Source organism: Roseovarius maritimus (assembly GCF_043355895.2).
Lineage (GTDB): Bacteria > Pseudomonadota > Alphaproteobacteria > Rhodobacterales > Rhodobacteraceae > Roseovarius > Roseovarius maritimus.
The window spans coordinates 41,111-59,955 of record NZ_JBHFPF020000001.1; the positions used below are offsets into that span (position 1 = coordinate 41,111).

16 protein-coding genes are annotated in these 18,845 nt (G+C 63.6%); 6 read left to right on the plus strand and 10 right to left on the minus strand.

Translation table 11 applies throughout. The annotated features are described in order from the left end of the window. Nucleotides 1-20: 20 nt before the first annotated feature. Nucleotides 21-2,027, plus strand: a complete 2,007-nt coding sequence (locus ACEWPM_RS00210; RefSeq protein WP_393960484.1) for an acyltransferase family protein — start codon at nt 21-23, stop codon at nt 2,025-2,027. On the opposite strand, the gene ACEWPM_RS00215 is transcribed toward ACEWPM_RS00210, so the two are convergent. From ACEWPM_RS00215 to guaA, 6 genes are all read right to left on the minus strand, one after another. After that, nucleotides 2,009-2,638: a TetR/AcrR family transcriptional regulator gene (locus tag ACEWPM_RS00215; protein WP_393960485.1), complete on the minus strand. Its 630-nt coding sequence runs from the start codon at nt 2,636-2,638 to the stop codon at nt 2,009-2,011. The two genes, ACEWPM_RS00210 and ACEWPM_RS00215, sit on opposite strands and share 19 nt — an antisense overlap. Continuing rightward, a complete protein-coding gene (gene ppk2 / locus ACEWPM_RS00220) occupies nt 2,639-3,520 on the minus strand; it encodes a polyphosphate kinase 2 (RefSeq protein ID WP_393960486.1) in 882 nt (293 codons plus the stop codon). A gap of 67 nt (nt 3,521-3,587) precedes the next feature. Beyond that, the gene (locus tag ACEWPM_RS00225) at nt 3,588-4,547 is read right to left on the minus strand and encodes an alpha/beta fold hydrolase (protein ID WP_393960487.1); all 960 of its coding nucleotides are present in this window, start codon (nt 4,545-4,547) and stop codon (nt 3,588-3,590) included. Nucleotides 4,548-4,551: 4 nt separating this feature from the next. Next, complete coding sequence (metA, locus tag ACEWPM_RS00230) at nt 4,552-5,475, minus strand: homoserine O-acetyltransferase MetA (protein WP_393960488.1); 924 nt, start codon at nt 5,473-5,475, stop codon at nt 4,552-4,554. Nucleotides 5,476-5,504: 29 nt separating this feature from the next. Continuing rightward, a complete protein-coding gene (locus ACEWPM_RS00235; protein WP_393960489.1) occupies nt 5,505-6,377 on the minus strand; it encodes an ATPase in 873 nt (290 codons plus the stop codon). A gap of 53 nt (nt 6,378-6,430) precedes the next feature. Continuing rightward, entirely contained in the window at nt 6,431-7,993 is a 1,563-nt protein-coding gene (guaA, locus tag ACEWPM_RS00240) for a glutamine-hydrolyzing GMP synthase (protein ID WP_393960490.1), read from the minus strand. A 210-nt stretch (nt 7,994-8,203) separates the two neighbouring features. Between guaA and ACEWPM_RS00245 the strand changes: the two genes are divergently transcribed. Then, nucleotides 8,204-9,748, plus strand: coding sequence for a trimethylamine methyltransferase family protein (locus tag ACEWPM_RS00245; protein WP_393960491.1), 1,545 nt, complete (start codon nt 8,204-8,206; stop codon nt 9,746-9,748). Between the two features lie 28 nt (nt 9,749-9,776). Here the strand turns inward: ACEWPM_RS00245 and ACEWPM_RS00250 are convergent, their stop codons facing one another. Further along, complete coding sequence (locus tag ACEWPM_RS00250; protein ID WP_393960492.1) at nt 9,777-10,073, minus strand: DUF6477 family protein; 297 nt, start codon at nt 10,071-10,073, stop codon at nt 9,777-9,779. Between the two features lie 263 nt (nt 10,074-10,336). Here ACEWPM_RS00250 and ACEWPM_RS00255 point away from each other — a divergent pair, with 263 nt between their 5' ends. Beyond that, entirely contained in the window at nt 10,337-11,437 is a 1,101-nt protein-coding gene (locus ACEWPM_RS00255) for a DUF6456 domain-containing protein (RefSeq protein ID WP_393960493.1), read from the plus strand. On the opposite strand, the gene ACEWPM_RS00260 is transcribed toward ACEWPM_RS00255, so the two are convergent. Further along, the gene (locus tag ACEWPM_RS00260; RefSeq protein WP_393960494.1) at nt 11,434-12,159 is read right to left on the minus strand and encodes a VIT1/CCC1 transporter family protein; all 726 of its coding nucleotides are present in this window, start codon (nt 12,157-12,159) and stop codon (nt 11,434-11,436) included. The genes ACEWPM_RS00255 and ACEWPM_RS00260 overlap by 4 nt on opposite strands. Before the next feature lie 128 nt (nt 12,160-12,287). Further along, entirely contained in the window at nt 12,288-14,474 is a 2,187-nt protein-coding gene (katG, locus tag ACEWPM_RS00265) for a catalase/peroxidase HPI (protein ID WP_393960495.1), read from the minus strand. A 158-nt stretch (nt 14,475-14,632) separates the two neighbouring features. Between katG and ACEWPM_RS00270 the strand changes: the two genes are divergently transcribed. Together ACEWPM_RS00270 and lipA are read left to right on the plus strand one after the other, a co-directional pair. Beyond that, nucleotides 14,633-15,592 (plus strand): hydrogen peroxide-inducible genes activator, encoded by a 960-nt coding sequence (locus ACEWPM_RS00270; RefSeq protein WP_393960496.1) that lies wholly within the window; start codon nt 14,633-14,635, stop codon nt 15,590-15,592. A 102-nt stretch (nt 15,593-15,694) separates the two neighbouring features. Then, nucleotides 15,695-16,657 carry a lipoyl synthase gene (gene lipA, locus ACEWPM_RS00275; protein ID WP_393960497.1) on the plus strand — a complete coding sequence of 321 codons (963 nt, stop codon included), beginning with the start codon at nt 15,695-15,697 and terminating at the stop codon, nt 16,655-16,657. Here lipA and ACEWPM_RS00280 read toward each other — a convergent pair. Beyond that, on the minus strand, nt 16,654-17,307 hold the full coding sequence (locus ACEWPM_RS00280; protein WP_393960498.1) for a TetR family transcriptional regulator C-terminal domain-containing protein: 654 nt from the start codon (nt 17,305-17,307) through the stop codon (nt 16,654-16,656). The genes lipA and ACEWPM_RS00280 overlap by 4 nt on opposite strands. Before the next feature lie 146 nt (nt 17,308-17,453). On the opposite strand from ACEWPM_RS00280, the gene ACEWPM_RS00285 reads away from it, so the two are divergent. Next, nucleotides 17,454-18,842 carry an aminotransferase gene (locus ACEWPM_RS00285; protein ID WP_393960499.1) on the plus strand — a complete coding sequence of 463 codons (1,389 nt, stop codon included), beginning with the start codon at nt 17,454-17,456 and terminating at the stop codon, nt 18,840-18,842. Nucleotides 18,843-18,845 lie beyond the last annotated feature (3 nt).

Genomic DNA, 18,845 nt, shown 5'->3' on the forward strand with positions numbered 1-18,845 from the left:
CTGCTGGATTCTCTTGCCCCATGCGTTACCGGCCTGAAATAGATGGATTGCGCGCGGTTGCGGTGATCCCGGTGATCCTGTTCCACGCAGGTTTCGCCCCCTTCGCCGGGGGCTATGTCGGCGTGGACGTGTTTTTCGTGATCAGCGGGTATCTGATTACGACGATCCTGATCTCGGAGCGCGAGGCAGGCACTTATTCGCTGCTGGGCTTTTACGAGCGGCGTGCGCGGCGCATCCTGCCCGCGCTGTTTGTCGTGCTGCTGGTCACGATCCCGTTTGCCTGGCGCTGGCTGGCGCCGGACCCGTTCGACGACTACGCGCGCAGCGGGGCCTTTGCGGCGCTTTTTCTGTCGAATTTCCATTTTCTCGAAAAGTCGTCCTATTACGATATCGGCTCGGCGCTACGCCCGCTTTTGCACACTTGGAGCCTTGCGGTCGAAGAGCAGTTCTACCTGCTCTTCCCATTGGTCCTTGTCCCGCTGGGCGCCTTTGCGCGGCGCAAGTTTCTGGTAGTGTTCCTGATCCTGTCGGTATTGTCGCTGGCCCTCGCGGAATGGGGGTGGCGCAACTATCCGGGACAGAATTTCTACTTCACCTTCTCGCGTCTGTGGGAGCTTCTGGCCGGCTCGATCTGCGCTGCGATCCTCTTTGCGCGGCCCCGAATGCGCAGCGATGTAGCGGCCTTGGCGGGGTTGGCGATGATCCTGTGGTCGGTGTTCAATTACACCGCCGCCACGCCTTTTCCGTCTGTATACGCGCTGGTGCCCATTGTCGGCACGGCGCTGGTGATCCTCTTTGCCGATACCGGAACACGGGCGGCAAGACTACTGAGCGCGGCGCCTATGATCTGGGTCGGCTTGGTCAGTTACAGCGCCTATTTGTGGCACCAGCCGCTTTTTGCCTTTGCCCGCATTCGCAGCATCGAAGAGCCCCCGTTGTGGGTGATGGCGCTTTTGTCTGCTGTGACGCTGGGTCTGGCATGGCTGACGATGCGCTATGTCGAGACGCCGTTTCGGCGGCGCAGTCTGCTGCCCGGGCGGCGTGGATTGCTGTCGGTCAGCGTTGCCGGTATCGCGGGGTTTGCGGCGCTTGGCTTCTCGGGTGTCGCGACGGACGGCTATCCGTCGCGCCTCGATAATGCGGGGTCGGGCGCTGTGACGGCCATGCGCGCAGAATTGATGATCTGGCCCGATAATACCGGCTGCCTTGACGGCGAGACGCAAAGCGACGCGGAGCTTTGCGCTGTTTTCCAACCGGCTGGCACCGCCGGGGGCGATATCCCCAGAGTCGCTGTCCTTGGCGACAGCCATGCTCAGGCGCTTTTGCCCGCCTATGCCCTCATGTCGCAAGAACATGATGTCGAGGTGCAGTATGCAGCGCTTGGTGCCTGTTCGCCTCTTTTGGGCGTTTATTCCGCCAAGGGCGGTAGCTATTCCCAGCGGTGCCATGACTTTGTGCGCAAATCGGCCGAAGATGTCGTCGCGCGCGGGATCGACACCGTCTACCTTGTTGCGCGCTGGACCCTCTACGCTATCGGCGACTACGCCGACGAAGAGCTGACATACGCCCTCGCCGAGAGCTTTGGCGCACAGCATGTGCGCGCGGATCAAAGGTTGGCGACGTTTGAGTCAGCCTTGGCGCGGACCTTGGACTTCTATCGCGCGGCGGGTGTGCGTGTGGTGGTCGTGGGCCAGGTGCCTTTGCAACACGTGATCACCCAGACGATGATCGAGCAATCCATGCTGATTGGGCTGGACTGGCCGCAGGCCGAACAGAAGTTTCGTGCCAGTTTCGTTGCGCGCAAAACCTTCGATGGCTTCAGCCAGGCCGCGGACGAGATCATGGCGCAGCAAGTCGCGAAATACGGCGCCACACTCCTGATGCTGAGCGAAGCCTTTGCAGAGGGTGACGGCTATGCGTGGATGCGGGATGGCAAGGCGCTCTACCGCGATACCAACCATCTGTCGCTGGCCGGGGCGCTCGCCCTTGCGCCGCTGCTATCGCAAAGCTACGCGCCGCGCCCCTGATCCTGCGGGATCAGGCCCAGGCCGCGCAGATAGATCCCGATCCCCGATTCGAGCAGATCTTCGGGCGCGAAGGGGCTGGCCGCGCCGGGCGCACCGCGTGCGAACAATTCGACCACACCGTGGCTGAGCGCCCAGATATGAGCCGAGAACATCGCCGCAGGCGGGCGCTGAGCCTCTGGAATATGCTGGCAGAGCTGCGCCGCCGCCGCCTGATGAACGCGGCGCGCGGCCAGGGCGGCAGCGGCGAGTTCAGGTGTACGGTTGATGGAGATGCCGCTTTCAAACATGGCGATGTAATGGCCGGGATGCTTGCGTGCGAAGGCCAGATAGGCGCGCCCCGTCGCTTCGAACGCCGCAAGCGCCGAGGGAGCGCCGCCGTTATAGGCGTGCTCCATCAGCGCGCCGAACATCTCGTAGCCTTGCAGGGCCGCCTCGGCGATCAGATCCTCGCGGCCGCTGAAATGGCGATAGACGGCGGCCGGCGTTACACCCGCGCGCGACGCCGCCTCCGACAGGGTGAAGCCGGTGGGGCCTTTGGCCTCGATCAACTCCAAAGCCGTCTCGACAAGGGCCTGGCGCAGATTGCCGTGATGATAGCCGCGCTTTGCCACCTAATCGATCTTGCTGTCGGACCAGAGGGCGGGGCCGCCGGTGATGGTGGGGTCGACCGGGCCGATAGCCTCTGGATCCTTGCCCTCATAGGGCACCGCATTCAGCAAGTGCCGGATTACTGCAAGGCGTGCTCGGCGCTTGTCATCGGCGCGGATGACGGACCAGGGCGCGTGGCTGGTTTCGGTGCGGGCCAGCGTTTCGGTGATCGCCTCGGAATAGGCGTCCCACTTCTTTAGTCCCTCCACGTCGATCCAGCTGAGCTTCCAATGCTTGAGCCGGTCGCTCTCGCGCGCGAGAAACCGGCGCAACTGCTCGGCCCGGCCCAAATTCAGCCAGAATTTGATCAGGATGATGCCGTCCTGCATCAGCATCCGCTCGAACGCCGGGGTCTGATCGAAAAACAGGGCGCGCTCGGACTCGGTGCAAAAGCCGAAGACATGCTCGACGACGCCGCGGTTATACCAGCTGCGGTCAAAAGAGACGATCTGGCCTGCGGCGGGAAGATGATCAATGTAGCGCTGAAAATACCACTGCGTCGCCTCGGTATCCGAGGGCTTGGGCAGGGCAATGACGCGCGCGCCGCGCGGATTGAGGTTGAGATGGGTGCGTTTGATTGCGCCGCCCTTGCCGGCGGCATCCCGCCCCTCAAAGACGGTGGTGATCCGCGCGCCGCTGGATTTGACCCAGGATTGCATCTTGACCAGCTCGACCTGCAGCAGATGGAACTGCTTTTCATAGGCCTTGCGCTTCATCCGGCGGTCATAGGGGTAATCCGGGCCGATGATATCTTTCTTATCGGCGCTAAGGATGGCCTCGCGCAGATGCGCGGCGTCTTTGCTGTGAAAAAAGGCGCTGATGGCACCGTCAAAAGGAAGGCTCATGATGTCGGTCTCTCCCGTGTCGGTCCAGTATGGGGCGACAGGAACCAGGGTGCAATCGCCGCGCTACTTACAGGCCGGCGCGCGCGGCCGCGCGGTCAATGGCGGCGACGACGGCATCCTCGGCAACATGCTGCAGCATATGGCCCATGCCTTCGAGCCGGGTGAGGGTCGCGCCCGCGATCTGATCGACCAGCTTGGCCGAGTGGATTTCAAGGCCGACGGTGGTATCGGCGGTGCCATGCAGGATCTCGGTCGGGGCTGTGATCTGCGCGTATTGCGGGACCAGTTGCTCGATCTCGCCCAGGAGGTTGGCGCGCTGATCTGCATTGGCGCGCAGCGAAACCCGGCGGAGGGTCAGGGGGGCGGCGATGGCCTCGGTATAGCCTTCGGGCGCATCCTGCGGATCGAACACCGCCTCGACAGAGGAGGTCACGACCGAGCTGGGCACAAAGGCCGTGATCAGCGGCACGACCAGGGCCTGACCCCATCTGGACGAGGTGACCTCGTAAAAGGTGCCAAGGCCAGTGTCCCAAGGGTTGGATGCGGCGGCAACGGGGATCAGGGCCGCGACATCCTCGGGGTATTCCGCAGCCCAGGCGAGCGCGACTGCGCCGCCATAGCTTTGGCCCATGACAATGGGACGTTTTGCGCCCAGCTGCGCGGCGGCGGCGCGCAGAAGCGTGGCCTGCTGTTTCAGCGTCGCGCCCGATCCGTTCAGCCGCTCGGTATAGCCAAGGCCGGGGCGGTCGAACACGATGACGCGGTAGCGCTCGGCCAGACGCGGCGCGAGACGATACGTCATGTCTCGGGTATTGCCGCTGGCCCCATGGATCAGCACCAGATCCGGGGCGGTCCCGGTTTCGGGACCCATGACAACTGCATGGACCTGTATCCCATCCACGTCGAGGACCTGCCCCTCGGGCGGGTATTCCGCGACGGCGCGCCGCTCGCGCAGGGTGGCAGTGACGTGAACGACGATAACCAGAACGGCCAGGAACAGCGCGATATAGATCAAGGCTTTGGGCACCGGATCATGCCCCGATGCAGTCGATGTCGTAGGGCACCGTCTGGTAGATCATCGAAATCCAGTTGCCATAAAGCAGATGCGCATGGCTGCGCCATCGGTTGCGCGGCGTCTTGGCGGGATTATCGTCGGGGTAGTAATTGCAGGGAACGTTGATGAGCGTGCCGGCAGCGGCATCGCGGTCATATTCCTGTTTCAACGTGTCGCTGTCATATTCGAAATGGTTGAATACATAAAGCGCGCGGTGCAGCGAATCCTCAACAAGACAGGGGCCTACCTCGTCCGAATGGAGCAGGGTGGTCAGGCCCGGCGCGGCGTCGATCTCGGCCTTGCGCATTTCGGTCCAGCGGCTGACGGGGATCACCATATCGTCGGAAAACCCGCGCAGATAGGGCGAGGCCGGCTCCATATTCTCATGCCGGAAGCAGCCGAAGGCCTTGGCGGGCAGCATGTGTTTCTGCACGCCGTGAAAGTGATTGATCATCGCCATACCGCCCCAGCAGACGCCGAAGGTGGAATGCACATGGGTCTGCGTCCAGTCGAAAACGCGGGCCAACTCGTCCCAATAGGTCACGTCGTGGAAATCCAGATGCTCGATCGGTGCGCCGGTGATTATCAGGCCGTCGAACTTCTCGCCGGTCGTCTCGACCTCGGCGAAGGAGCGGTAGAAGCTCTCCATATGGTCGGCCGCCGTGTTGCGCGTCTGGTGCTCGCTCATGCGAATGAGGCTCAGTTCGATCTGCAGGGGCGTCGCGCCGATGAGGCGGGCGAATTGGTTCTCTGTCTGGATCTTCTTGGGCATCAGATTCAGCAGGCCGATGCGTAGCGGGCGGATATCCTGACGCGCCGCCTGATCCTCGTCCATGACCATGACGCCTTCGCGCGTGAGCACGTCATAGGCGGGCAGGTCGGCGGGGATCTTTATGGGCATGGGTCAGGTTGTCCGTTCTGGTAGATTGCTTAGGTAGAAGTTACGGCGCGGCGCTCAAGGGCGTCCGCAATCCGTGCGTTGAAACTATCGGCATCGGTGATGCTTTCGACGTCCGATGGGGTCAGCGTGACACCCCAGGGTGCCATCGCCTCGTAGCGCGGTTTGCGGTGTGCCAGAGCGCGCGCGTAGGTCCAACGAATGAATCCATTTGGATCAACTTCGGTCTCGACGCAGTTGTTTTCCTGCAGGTATTCCCTCCAGGCGACATCGAGGAATTCAGGTTGATACGCCATCGGTTTGGGCGCGCGGTCAAAGCGGCGGATCAGCTCGGCGGTATGCGCCTCGCTGCCCTCCAGATAGACCAGCAGGCAATGCTGCGACAGCTCGGTCAGCAGCGGATCGGTGGGGTCGTTGCCGTCCACCCATTCGCAGATCGATCCGCCCGTGTCGCAGATGAAATTGGGATACCCATAAAGGCGCATCGCGCGGTCAATGAAGTAGCCGGTGTCGTTGAGGGCGGCAATCTCGGCCCGGCGGAATTGGTCCTGCCTTGCGCGATACTCGGCGATGGGCATGCCGCCACGCGCGGGATCGCCCGGTTTGCCCAGGTAGGTCGAGACCGGAGCGAGATTGTTGAACGTGATGTTCGAGCCGATATAGATCGAATCCGATAGCAGAAGATCGCGCAGGAACGGAACCTGCATCGCGTGTGCCTTGGCATTGTCTGCAATCAGCTCACCCATGTAGCGCGTGCCGATGCGGTAATCGATCGAGTAGTGAAACCAGTCACCCGCGCCACGCAGCATATTCGACAGATGCGTCTTGCCGAGCCCCGACATCCCATAGAACAGCACGTGTTTCGCGGGCGCGGCGCGCCAGGTTTCAGCGTCGGGGTATAGCATGCTCAGCCTCGTTGCCTCGGATGCCAGGCTGTTGGGGCGTCAGGTTATGGCGCTCATTCCCACTCGATGGTGCCCGGCGGTTTGCTGGTGATGTCATAGGTCACGCGGTTGATGCCGCGTACCTCGTTAATGATGCGCGTCGCCGTCTCGCCCAGGAAATCATGGGTAAAAGGGTAGTAGTCGGCGGTCATGCCGTCCACGGAGGTGACGGCGCGCAGCGCGCAGGCAAAATCATAGGTGCGCCCGTCGCCCATGACGCCAACGGTGCGGACGGGCAGGATGGCCACGAAGGCCTGCCAGATCTCGTCATAGAGACCATGCTTGCGAATCTGGTCGATATAGACCGCATCGGCCTTGCGCAGAATCTCCAGTTTCTCCCGCGTGATCTCGCCGGGGCAGCGGATGGCGAGGCCGGGTCCGGGGAAGGGGTGGCGCCCGATGAAGCTGGCCGGAAGGCCCAGCTCCATACCCAGCGCGCGCACCTCGTCCTTGAAAAGCTCGCGCAGCGGCTCGATCAGTTTGAGGCCCATCTTTTCGGGCAGGCCGCCCACATTGTGATGCGACTTGATCGTGACCGACGGGCCGCCGGAGAAGCTGACCGATTCGATCACATCGGGATAGAGCGTGCCTTGGGCGAGGAATTCCGCGCCCTCGATCTCGTTCGCGTATTTCTGGAACACGTCGATGAAGAGGCGCCCGATGATCTTCCTCTTGGTTTCCGGATCGCTCACGCCATCAAGCTCACCCAGGAAGAGGTCTGCCTCGTCGGCGTGGATAAGCGGGATATTGTAGTGGTCTCGGAACATCGTGACCACTTCATCCGCCTCACCCTGGCGCAAAAGGCCATGATCGACAAAGACGCAGGTCAACTGATCGCCGATCGCCTCGTGAATCAGGACGGCCGCGACAGAGGAATCAACGCCGCCCGAGAGGCCGCAGATCACCTGCTTGTCGCCCACCTGCTCGCGGATCTGGCGCACGGCCTCTTCGCGGTAGGCGGCCATCGTCCAGTCGCCGGTAAAGCCCGCGTCCTGGATGAAATTCTGGTAGAGCGTCTTGCCGTTCGGGGTGTGATGCACCTCGGGATGGAACTGCACGGCGTAAAACCGGCGCTCCAGATCCGCAGTCACGGCAAAGGGCGCACCCGGAGAGGTGCCGTAGATTTCGAAGCCGGGCGCGAGGGCAGCCACGTGATCGCCATGGCTCATCCAAACCTGCTCGCGCTGCTCCATGAACCAGCCCGTGAGCAGGTCGATCCGTGTCTCGGAAGGGGTGACATAGGCGCGTCCGAATTCGGCAGTACCATCGCCGCGCTCCACCTTGCCGCCCAGCATATGCATCATTACCTGCTGGCCATAGCAGATGCCCAGAACGGGCACGCCCATCTCGAACACCTTCATCGGCGGGCGGGGCGAGCCTTCGTCCATGACGCTGGCCGGGCCGCCCGACAGGATGATGGCGCGCGGCTGCATCTCGTCCAAAAAGGCGTCGGTGACGTTCTGGAACGGATGAATTTCACAATAGACATCCAGCTCGCGCAGGCGGCGCGCAATCAGCTGCGTCACTTGAGAGCCGAAGTCGATGATAAGAAGGCGTTCGTGATGTATCTCGGTCATGCCAGCCTAGTAGGCCGCGCCGGGCATTTGCGCAAGAGGCCGACGGCCATTTGCGCCATCGGCGCGGGCCAGAAGCGCAAGAGGACGGGCCATGTCGCTTTCCCCCCGCAAATGGCGCAAACCGGCGCCGCCATGCGCGGGCGCTGCGATATGAGAGGCCATCAATTGGCCTCGCGTGCGGGGCCGCACAGCATTGCGAAGGGGCACATCATGGCAGAAGCAGCAGCCGGCAGACGGACACGTGGGGGCGGAGGCGCCGCCCGCCGCGCCGAGCGGACCGCCGTCAGCGTCGAGACCGCCAAGTATATCGAGCGCAACATCCCCGTTTACGAGCTGCTCAACGAGGAGGCGCTGGAGATCATCGAGCAGAACGCCGAGACGGTGCTGGCCGAGATCGGCGTCAACGTGGTGGACAATCCCGCGGCGCTCGACCGCTGGCGCGAGGCGGGCGCCGAAATCGACGGCGAGCGTGTGCGCATCCCCCGCGGCCTTGCCCGCAAGCTGTGCGAAACCGCGCCCAGCCGCTATACTCAATATGCCCGCAACCCCGAGCGCAACATAGAGATCGGCGGCAATACCCTGGTGACGGCGCCGGTCTATGGTCCGCCCTTCGTGCGCGACATGGAAGGCGGGCGGCGCTATGCGACGATGGACGATTTCCGCAAATTCGTGAAGCTGGGATACATGTCCAAATGGCTGCACATGTCAGGCGGCACGGTCTGCGAGCCGACGGACATTCCGGTGAACAAGCGCCATCTGGACATGCTCTATGCCCATATGACGCTTTCGGACAAGCCGTTCATGGGCTCGGTCACCGAGCCGAGCCGCGCGCAGGACAGCGTGGATATGTGCGGCATCCTCTTTGGCGAAGAGTTCGTGCAGCAAAACACGGTGATGACATCGCTCATCAACGTGAACTCGCCGCTGACCTTCGACGATGTGATGATGGGCGCACTGGAGGTCTATGCCAAGAACAATCAGGCCTGCATCATCTCGCCCTTTATCGTCGGCGGGGCGATGGCTCCGGTCTCTGTCATAGGCACACTGACGCAGGTTCTGGCCGAGGTGATGGCGGGCGTGGCCTATAGCCAGTTGGTGCGCCCCGGCGCGCCGGTGATCTTCGGCGCATTTGTCACCTCGATCGACATGAACTCGGGCGCGCCGACCTTCGGCACCCCGGAGGCGAGCCATATCCTTTATGGCGCCGGCCAACTGGCGCGCCGGATGAACCTGCCGTTCCGCTCGGGCGGCGGGCTCTGCGGCTCCAAGCTGCCCGATGCGCAGGCGGCCTACGAATCGGCGCATACGCTGAACGCGGCGCTGATGGGCGGCGTGAATTTCATGCTGCATAGCTGCGGCTGGCTGGAGGGCGGGCTGGTCGCAGGTTTCGAGAAGTTCGTGATGGATGCTGACCAGCTGGGCGTGCTGCACCATTTGGCGCGCGGCGTGCAACATGACGAGAACGGGCAGGCGATGGACGCAATCCGCGAGGTCGGTCCGGGCGGGCACTATCTGGGCTGCGCGCATACGCAGGCCAATTTCAAGAACGCCTTCTGGCGCACCGAGCTGCTGGATTACAAACCGTTCGAGACATGGGACGAGGAAGGCGCGCGCGACACGATGACGCTGGCCAATCTGCGCATGCACCGGATGCTGGACACGTATCAGCGGCCCTCGCTGGATCAGGGCATTACCGACGCGCTGGATGAATACGTGGCCAGGAAAAAGGCGTCGATGCCCGACGCCTTCATGTAAGCTTCCGGAACCTGCGCGCGGCCGCGTTTCAGGCCGCGTGCGCCCCGGTGCCGCGCAGGATGCGCGCCTCGCCCATCATGGCGATCAGGATCTCCACATGGCGCGTGGCCGAGTAGCCGCCCGTGCCGACCTGGCGCTGCTGATTCAGCGCCTCTTCCATTTCGACCAGCCTTTCCAGCGCTGCAGCGCTGCGCGGCAATGCGCCATAGCCGAAATGGCGGCGCAGATGCGCATCGCGCCGGTATTCGGCGGCACCGATGCGCGCTGCGCGGATCAGAAGGCGCGGGCGGCGCAGGGTGTCGAGGGCTTTCAGGATATCATGCATCACGGGTCTCCGAACTGAATTGCGGCCTTTTCATGGCACAACTATGGCGGGTGTTGCGCAAAGCAGAGCTTTTGCGGTCGGTGCACTTCCCGTTTGTTTACCGTTTAGCAACCAATGTTGCCAACACGTTGACAATTAACGGACCGGTAACTTTTTCTCGCATAGGTTGTATTCAAGGACGTGGATAAGTCTGTGGATAATCAGCGATGGCGCGGGGCCAGACCCCGCCGGGAACGTCGCGGTCAGGCAAAAGAAGGGTAGAGATGTTGAATCGGGGAACAGACAGCGTCGGTGCGCGCAGCGTGCCGTCATGGGTGCCGCATGGGGCGAAGCTATATCTCGCCCATACCGAGCAGGGATCGTCGATCCGTGCTCTGGCGCGGCAGAACGGCTGTCATGCCTCGACGGTTCTGCGCCGCATCCGCCAATTCGAAACCCGCCGCGACGATCCCATGGTGGACGAGGCGCTGCGCCGTCTCGGCTGCCATGTCGCTCCGCGAGAAAAGATCGGTCCCCTGCACCAGGAGACTGCCATGACTGCCAAAACCCAAGACAGCGCCAATGACGTGGCCGAAGTGACCGAAGCGCAGCTGATGCGCGAGGCCGGACGGATCCTGCGCCGCCTCGCCGAGGCGGGGGCGGTGCTGGCCGTCGCGGCGCAGATGGAAAAGGCCGTCGTCGTGCGCGGCGATGGGGCGGCCGATCCGACCCGGACTGCGGTGGTCGACCGCGCCGTGGCCGAGGCGATGGCCCTGAAGGGGTGGATCGCCTGCGACGCACCCGGCCGCCTTGCACGCTATCACATTACCAAGGCAGGACGCGCGGCGCTGGGGGGGCTGTTGGCCGAGGCAGAAAACCGGGCCTCCGGCTTTGCCGACGCGCAGGCGCCCTTCAGCGCGCGCGAGGCGGCCGCCGCCCCGCGCCGCATGCGCTATTCGGCCAATGAAAGCCCGCTTCTTGCGCTGGCGCGGCGGCGCGACCGGGATGGCACGCGCTTTATTCCCGAGGATCTGGTGCGCGCGGGCGAGCGGCTGCGCGAGGATTTCGAGCTGAGCCTGATGGGCCCGCGCGTGACGCAGGACTGGAGCCGGTTTCTGACCACGCCGGGCGGGGGCAGCAGTGCGGGCGGTCATGCGCGCGGCTTCGAGGCGGCGCGCCGCAGGGTCGAGGGGGCGCTGCATGATCTGGGGCCCGGCCTGGGGGATATTGCGCTGCGCTGCTGTTGCCATCTTGAAGGCTTGGAAAAGGCGGAAAAGCGGATGGGTTGGTCCGCGCGCTCGGGCAAGATCGTGCTGCGCATCGCGCTGCAACGGCTCAAGCGGCACTACGACAGCCTGGGCGAGGCCGGCGGGATGATCGGCTAGCCGCCCACCACCGCGCCGACGACGAAAGCGACAAGGGCGCAGACGGTGCCGACCATCACCGTCTCGCCCACCGTGCGCACCAGCCGCTCGCCCGTGGCGTTCCAGCGCACGATGCCAAGCGCCACCAGCGCCGCGCCCGTGCTGCACACCGACAGCCAGAAGGTGTCCGAGGTCGGCTCCAGCAGGAAATAGGGAACCAGCGGCACCGCGCCAAAGACGACGAAAGAGCCGAAGGTCATCAGCCCCGAAAGGGCAGGGCTGTCCTCGTCCGGATCGAGCATTCCGAATTCATAGGTCATCATCAAATCGGCCATCAGGTCAGGATGGCGCGCGACAATGGTCGTCAGCGTATCCGCCTCGCCCGAGGGAACGCCGCGCTGGCGCAGGATCTCGAACAGTTCCATGCGCTCATGCTCGGGGTCCTCGATGATCTCTTGCATCTCGCTGGCGCGCCGATTGCGGTAGAGATCATGTTGCGAGCGGGTGGACAGGAAGTCGCCCAGCCCCATGCTGACCGCGTCGGCAAAGAGGTTGGCAAGGCCGAAGACGAGGACAGCGACCCCGCCGATCTGCGCGACGCCATCGGCCTGTGCGCCGGCGAATCCGGCGACGATGGCAAAGGTGGTGACGATGCCGTCATTGCCACCGTAGACGATCTGCTTGAGAAATTCCTGCATTCGCCCGAGGGCATGCGCCTCGCGCCGATGTGCTTGCCAGTCCATGCCTGTCCCTCGTTCGTTGCCGCGATCCTATGGGCGCGCGCACCTATCGTCCAGCGGGGGGGGGGAGGCTGACAGAAAAAGAGCGGGCCGTGAAGCCCGCTCTTTCGTAGTCTCGTCCCGGTGACGGATCACTTCAGATCGAAGCGGTCCCCCTCCATCACCTTGGTCCAGGCGGCGACGAAATCGCGGACAAAGCGCGGGCCTGCATCGTCCTGACCATAGACCTCGGCCACGGCGCGCAGCTGTGAGTTGGAGCCGAAGACCAGATCGGCGCGCGTGCCGGTCCAGCGGCGCTCGCCTGTCTTGCGGTCCTTGGCCTCGAAGTGGTCCTGACCTTCATCGGTCGAGAGCCATTCGATATCCATGCCCAGCAGATTGACGAAAAAGTCATTCGTCAGCTGGCCGGGACGGTCCGTCAGAACGCCGTCCTTGCTGCCGCCGTGATTGGCGTCCAGCGCGCGCAGGCCGCCAACCAGCACTGCCATCTCGGGCGCGTTGAGGCCGAGAAGCTGTGCGCGGTCGATCAGCAGATGCTCGGCCTTCACGCTGAACGTCTGCTTTTGGTAGTTGCGGAAGCCATCGACGATCGGCTCCAGCACATCGAAGCTCTCGACGTCGGTCTGCTCGGCGGTAGCATCGGTGCGGCCGGGATGGAAGGGAACATCGACCTTGTGACCGGCATCGGCTGCGGCTTTCTCGACGGCTGCGACACCACCCAGAACGATCAGATCGGCCATCGAAACCTTCTTGGAGCCGGATTTGCCGTCGAAATCGGCCTTGATCGCCTCCAGCTTGTCCAGAACCGAGGCGAGGCGCTTGGGATCATTGCCCTCCCAATCCTTTTGCGGGGCAAGGCGGATACGCGCGCCATTGGCGCCGCCGCGATTGTCCGAACCCCGGAACGTCGAAGCCGACGCCCATGCGACGAAGACCAGATCACTGACGGACAGGCCGCTGTCCAGGATCCGCGCCTTGAGCGCCTTGATGTCCCCCGCGTCGATCATGTCATAATCGGCGGCGGGAATCGGATCCTGCCAGATCAGGTCCTCGGCGGGCACGTCCTTGCCCAGGTAGCGCGATTTCGGACCCATGTCGCGATGGGTCAGCTTGAACCACGCCCGCGCGAAGGCATCGGCAAACGCCTCGGGATCCTTGTGGAAGCGGCGCGCGATCTTTTCGTATTCGGTATCGAACCGCATCGCGAGGTCGGCCGTGGTCATCATCGGTGGATGGAATTTCTCGGGATCATGCGCATCGACGACCATATGCTCGGGCTTGGGGTCCTTGGGCGTCCATTGCTGCGCGCCTGCGGGGCTCTTGGTCAGCACCCACTCATTGTCGAATAGCACGTCGAAATAGCCCATGTCCCACTTCGTCGGGTTGGGCTTCCACGCGCCTTCGATGCCCGATGTCAGGGTGTGGCCGCCAATTCCGGTTTCATGGCTGTTCTTCCAGCCGAGACCCATCTGCTCAATGCCGCCGGCCTCTGGCTCGGGGCCCATGTAGATCGGGTCATTCGCGCCATGCGCCTTGCCGAACGTGTGACCGCCTGCGACCAGCGCCACGGTTTCCTCGTCGTTGACGCCCATGCGCGTAAAGGTCTCGCGCACGTCATGGCCAGAGGCCACGGGATCGGGATTGCCGTCCGGGCCTTCGGGGTTGACGTAGATCAGGCCCATCTGGACTGCCGCCAGCGGATTGTCGAGCTCGCGCTCACCGTAATAGCGGCTGTTATCCTTGTCGGAGGTGGCCAGCCATTCGGTCTCGGCGCCCCAATAGACGTCTTCCTCGGGAGCGTAGATATCGGCACGGCCTCCGCCAAAGCCATAGATCGGCCCGCCCATCGATTCGATGGCGACGTTGCCCGCCATGATCAGCAGATCGGCCCAGCTGAGATTGTCGCCGTACTTCTTCTTGATCGGCCACAGAAGGCGGCGCGCCTTGTCGAGGTTGCCGTTATCCGGCCAGCTGTTCAGCGGCGCAAAGCGCTGGTTTCCGGTATTCGAGCCGCCGCGACCGTCCGCGGTGCGGTAGGTGCCGGCGCTATGCCATGCCATGCGGATGAAGAGCGGGCCGTAATGGCCGTAATCCGCCGGCCACCAGTCCTGGCTGTCGGTCATCAGCGCGTGCAGGTCTGCCTTGACCGCGTCGAGGTCGAGCTTCCTGAACGCCTCGGCATAGTTGAAATCCTCGCCCATCGGGCTCGGGCTGCGGCCATGCTGGTGCAGCACGTTGACGGGCAGCGCGTCAGGCCACCAGTCACGATTGGTGCGCTTTTTCTTGGATGTAACGGGGCATTTCAGATTGCCGTCCATGGGGACCTCCTTGGGCTGCGCGGGTCTGTCCCGGCGCGTCAGTGCAGTTTGTTCTCTCCACATGGCGGGTGCCATTTGGAATCATTCCAGATTGAACATCACCGCAGCGCGTCATAAATGCAAATTGCAGTTTCTTCTTGTTGCGATAGGATTAGGTTATGAATATCACCCTTCGCCAGCTCGCCTATTTCCGCGCCCTGGCCGAGCATCGGCATTTCGGGCGCGCCGCCGCAGCCGTGTCCGTGTCGCAGCCTGCGCTGTCGGTGCAGATCCGCGAGCTGGAGGCGACGCTGGGCCAGCCATTGGTTGAGCGGCGCGCGCGCGACGTGGTGCTGACCCCCTTTGGCCGATTGATGCTGACCTATGCCGAGGCGGTGGGCGAGGGCGTGCGGGCGATGGGCGATGCGGCGCGCTGGCATGGCGGGCTGTCGGGGCGGCTTCGCCTTGGCCTCATTCCGACGCTGGCGCCCTATCTGCTGCCCGGCGTGCTGGAGCGCTTGCGCAGCGGCGATATCTCGATGGATGTCTCGGTGCAGGAGGCCAAGACCGACCGCTTGATCGGCGATCTGACCACTGGACGACTGGACGCTGCCGTCATGGCGCTGCCGGTCGAGGCCGGCGGGCTGGTCGCGCGCTCGCTCTTCGAGGATCGCTTCTTGCTGGCCGGCAGTGCCGCCCGGCTGGATGCGCTGCAAAGCGCGGTGCGCACGCTGCGGCCCGATGATCTGGGCACGCAGCAATTGCTGCTGCTGGAGGATGGTCACTGCCTGACCGATCAGGCGCTGGAGGCGTGCAAGCGGGGCAGGGGCCATGGCCAGATCGACATGGGCGCCTCGTCGCTCGCCACGCTCACCCGGCTGGTGGCTGCGGGCTTTGGCCTGACGCTGATGCCTGAACTCGCCGCCGAGGAAGAGCTGCGCGGCGCGCCCGGCCTCCGCCTTGTGCGGTTCGACGCGCCCGAGCCGCGGCGCACCATCTGCCTCGTGCGCCGCGCATCGACCTCCGGCGACGGGTGGTTTGGACAGCTAGCCGAGGTGCTGACGCAAGTGGGGCAGACGATTACCCAAGGCGCCGCCGACACTTACGCGGGAGCGCGCGCCATGAGCGGCGCGCGATGAGAGGCGAGACGCCGCACCCGGCAGCTTCGGCTGCGCTGGCAACTGCCGCCGTGCATGCCTATACTCATGCCAACTGACCACACCATTCGCGGGGACCAATTCGTGCGTGATCTGAAAATTCCGGCGCAGCGCCATCCCGAAAAGCAGCGCCGTCCCGACAATGCCCAACCGAAGAAGCCTGACTGGATCCGCGTCAAGGCGCCGGGCGGGCAGGGTTATGCCGAGACTGCCCGCATCATGCGCGACCATAACCTGACCACCGTCTGCGAAGAGGCAGGCTGTCCCAATGTGGGCGAATGCTGGTCCCAAGGGCACGCAACCATGATGATCATGGGTGAGGTCTGCACCCGCGCCTGCACCTTCTGCAACATCGCCACCGGCAAGCCGCCCGAGGATCTGGACGTGTTCGAGCCGGGCCGCGTCGCAGATGCGGTGCAGAAGTTGGGGCTGAATCACGTCGTCATCACCTCGGTCGATCGCGACGATGTCGAGGATGGCGGCGCCGAGCATTTTGCTCAGACCATCCGCGCCATCCGCCACCGCAGTCCCGGCACCACGATCGAGATCCTGACGCCCGACTTCCTGCATTGCGACCCGGCGGTCCTGCAAACCGTCGTTGATGCCAAGCCGGACGTGTTCAATCACAATCTTGAGACGGTGCCCGGTCTCTATCCGTCGGTCCGCCCGGGCGCGCGCTATTTTCACAGCTTGCGCCTCTTGCAGCGGGTCAAGGAAATGGACCCCGAGATTTTCACGAAGTCCGGCATCATGGTGGGGCTGGGCGAAGACCGCGCGGCGGTCCATCAGGTGATGGATGACATGCGCGCCGCCGATATCGACTTTCTGACCATCGGGCAGTATCTGCAACCGACGCCCAAGCACCATGTGTTGGACCGGTTCGTCACCCCGGATGAGTTCAAAGCTTATGAAAAGGCGGCCTTCGGCAAGGGCTTCCTGATGGTCTCGGCCACGCCACTGACACGCTCGTCTTACCATGCGGGCGATGATTTTGCCCGCCTGCGCGAGGCGCGGCTGGCCAAACTGGCAAAGCTGGCGGCGGTTTAACCCGCGACGGCGCGGCGCGTGGCATCCGACATCTCTGGCACGAGGCGCTCAACCAGCAGGAGAGTCTCGCGCAGGCCTGCCTTGGGGTCATAGCTCTCGGGCAGGATATGCATGCGCTGCCAATAGCCGTCCGATAGTGTATCGATCCATTCCGCGATGCGGCTGATATCCTCCTCCGGCGCGCCTTGCATCAGCGCCGCGCAGGCCTCGCGCACCGCGTCATTACGTGCGGCATCGAACTGGGCCGAGATGGCGGCGTAATCGGGCGTGAACTTCTGCTCGCCCCAAAAGGCGAACCAGATCGACAGCGCCTCGGGATTGCAGATGGACGGATCGAAATCGGCGCGGATCAGCGCGATCAGGCGGTCCTTGGGATCATCCCCCGCATCCTCCAGTGCCTGCTCCCACGTCGCCTGATAGCGCTGGTAGTGATCGCGCAGCGCCTCGGTCAGCAGGCCCGCCTTGGATTTGAAGTAGAAGACCGCAACGCCCTGCGACAGCTCGGCCTGCGCCGCCACCGTTGCCAGCGTGGTGCGAGCCAGCCCGTTCTGCGCGATCGAACGCCATGTCGCATCCAAGAGTTGCTGGCGCCGCTTGTCGGCATTTTCCTTGCGCTCTTTGCGCGGCTTGGCGGTCTGAGGTTTGCTCATGGAGTCACGTCGCTGGTTTGTGGCCTATTTTAGTAGCGGTCTGGCGTAAAATACACCATAGCAAATAATTTATTTGAGCGCTCAAAAAAACTTTTGCAGGCCGCGCGATGTGCTATGCTTCGACCAACTTGAACAGGAGACCCAGCATGACAACCGCCACAGCCGCACCCGATATGCCCACAGCAAATGAGCCCGCCACCGAAGAGTTGCATGGCTGGGATCGCACCCATCAGCTGCACCCCTGGGCCGCGATGGATGACTGGCGCGGGTACGATCACATGATGGTCGACGCCGCCAAGGGGATCTACCTGTGGGATTCCACCGGCAAGCGGTTCATCGACGGCCCGGGGGGCATGTGGTGCGTCCAGATCGGCTATGGCCGGCAGGAGATGGCCGACGCGATCTCGGCGCAGGTGATGAAGCTGCCATACACCTCGCCCTGGACCACGGTGACCGAGCCGTCGGCGCTGTTGGCCAAGAAGCTGGCCGATCTGGCGCCGGGTGATCTCAACAACGTGTTTTTCACCACCGGCGGCTCGACCGCCGTCGATACCGCCATCCGCACCGTGCATTTCATGAACAACCGCCTCGGCCGCCCGGACAAGAAGATCGTGATTGCGCGTGAAAAGGGCTATCACGGCTCGACCTATCTGGCCTCTTCCGTGACCGGCAAGGAGCGGGACAAATCCCGCTTTGACGTCGAGGAGCGCCTCGTGCGCTTCCTGCCCGACGTCAATCCCTATCGCCGCGCCGAGGGGCAAAGCGTGGCCGACTGGTGCGACGAGAAGGTGGCCGATCTGGAGAATATGATCGCCGAGGTTGGCGCCGAGAATGTCGGCGCCTTCATAGCCGAACCGATCCTTTGTTCAGGCGGCGTCATCATCCCGCCCGAAGGCTATCACAAGCGCACCCATGACATCTGCAAAGCGCATGACATCCTCTATATCTCGGACGAGGTGGTCACCGGCTTTGGCCGCCTCGGCCATTGGTTCGCCTCGCTGGACGTGTTCGGCATCACGCCCGACATCATCACCTGCGCCAAGGGGTTGACCTCGGGCTATCTGCCGCTGGGCGCCTGCATCATTTCGGACGCGGTGATGGAGCGGATGACCGACCCGGACGATGCCGCGCTTTTCGCCAATGGCTATACCTATTCGGCCCATCCGGTCTGCTGCGCAGCCGCCCTTAAGAATATCGAGATCATCGAGAATGAGGACATTCTGGACCATGTGCGCCAGATCGCCCCGCATTTTCAGAAGCGCCTGCAGGCGCTGCGCCGCTTCGACATCGTCGGGGATGTGCGCGGCATGGGTCTCTTGGGCTGCATCGAGGGCGGCGCGCGCACATTAGCCGGTGAGCGCCGTCTGGGCGCGATGCTGGACGAGGTGTGCGAGGAGATGGGTCTGCTCGTGCGCCCCCTGATCAACATGGCCGTCTTCTCGCCGCCGCTGATCATCACGCGGGCCGAAATCGACGAGCTGTTCGATATCCTGGAGCGCGCCCTGGAAGAGGTCGAGCGGCGCCTGTCCGCGTGAGAA

What these genes read in the sequence shown, in the direction of transcription:
- guaA (WP_393960490.1), bottom strand. Translation starts at nt 7,993, where the DNA reads ATGACCGAGATACATCACGAACGCCTTCTTATCATCGACTTCGGCTCT.
- ACEWPM_RS00235 (WP_393960489.1), bottom strand. Translation starts at nt 6,377, where the DNA reads ATGCTATACCCCGACGCTGAAACCTGGCGCGCCGCGCCCGCGAAACAC.
- ACEWPM_RS00270 (WP_393960496.1), top strand. Translation starts at nt 14,633, where the DNA reads ATGAATATCACCCTTCGCCAGCTCGCCTATTTCCGCGCCCTGGCCGAG.
- ppk2 (WP_393960486.1), bottom strand. Translation starts at nt 3,520, where the DNA reads ATGAGCCTTCCTTTTGACGGTGCCATCAGCGCCTTTTTTCACAGCAAA.
- metA (WP_393960488.1), bottom strand. Translation starts at nt 5,475, where the DNA reads ATGCCCATAAAGATCCCCGCCGACCTGCCCGCCTATGACGTGCTCACG.
- katG (WP_393960495.1), bottom strand. Translation starts at nt 14,474, where the DNA reads ATGGACGGCAATCTGAAATGCCCCGTTACATCCAAGAAAAAGCGCACC.
- ACEWPM_RS00280 (WP_393960498.1), bottom strand. Translation starts at nt 17,307, where the DNA reads ATGAGCAAACCTCAGACCGCCAAGCCGCGCAAAGAGCGCAAGGAAAAT.
- ACEWPM_RS00260 (WP_393960494.1), bottom strand. Translation starts at nt 12,159, where the DNA reads ATGGACTGGCAAGCACATCGGCGCGAGGCGCATGCCCTCGGGCGAATG.
- ACEWPM_RS00255 (WP_393960493.1), top strand. Translation starts at nt 10,337, where the DNA reads ATGTTGAATCGGGGAACAGACAGCGTCGGTGCGCGCAGCGTGCCGTCA.
- ACEWPM_RS00250 (WP_393960492.1), bottom strand. Translation starts at nt 10,073, where the DNA reads ATGCATGATATCCTGAAAGCCCTCGACACCCTGCGCCGCCCGCGCCTT.
- ACEWPM_RS00210 (WP_393960484.1), top strand. Translation starts at nt 21, where the DNA reads ATGCGTTACCGGCCTGAAATAGATGGATTGCGCGCGGTTGCGGTGATC.
- ACEWPM_RS00285 (WP_393960499.1), top strand. Translation starts at nt 17,454, where the DNA reads ATGACAACCGCCACAGCCGCACCCGATATGCCCACAGCAAATGAGCCC.
- ACEWPM_RS00245 (WP_393960491.1), top strand. Translation starts at nt 8,204, where the DNA reads ATGGCAGAAGCAGCAGCCGGCAGACGGACACGTGGGGGCGGAGGCGCC.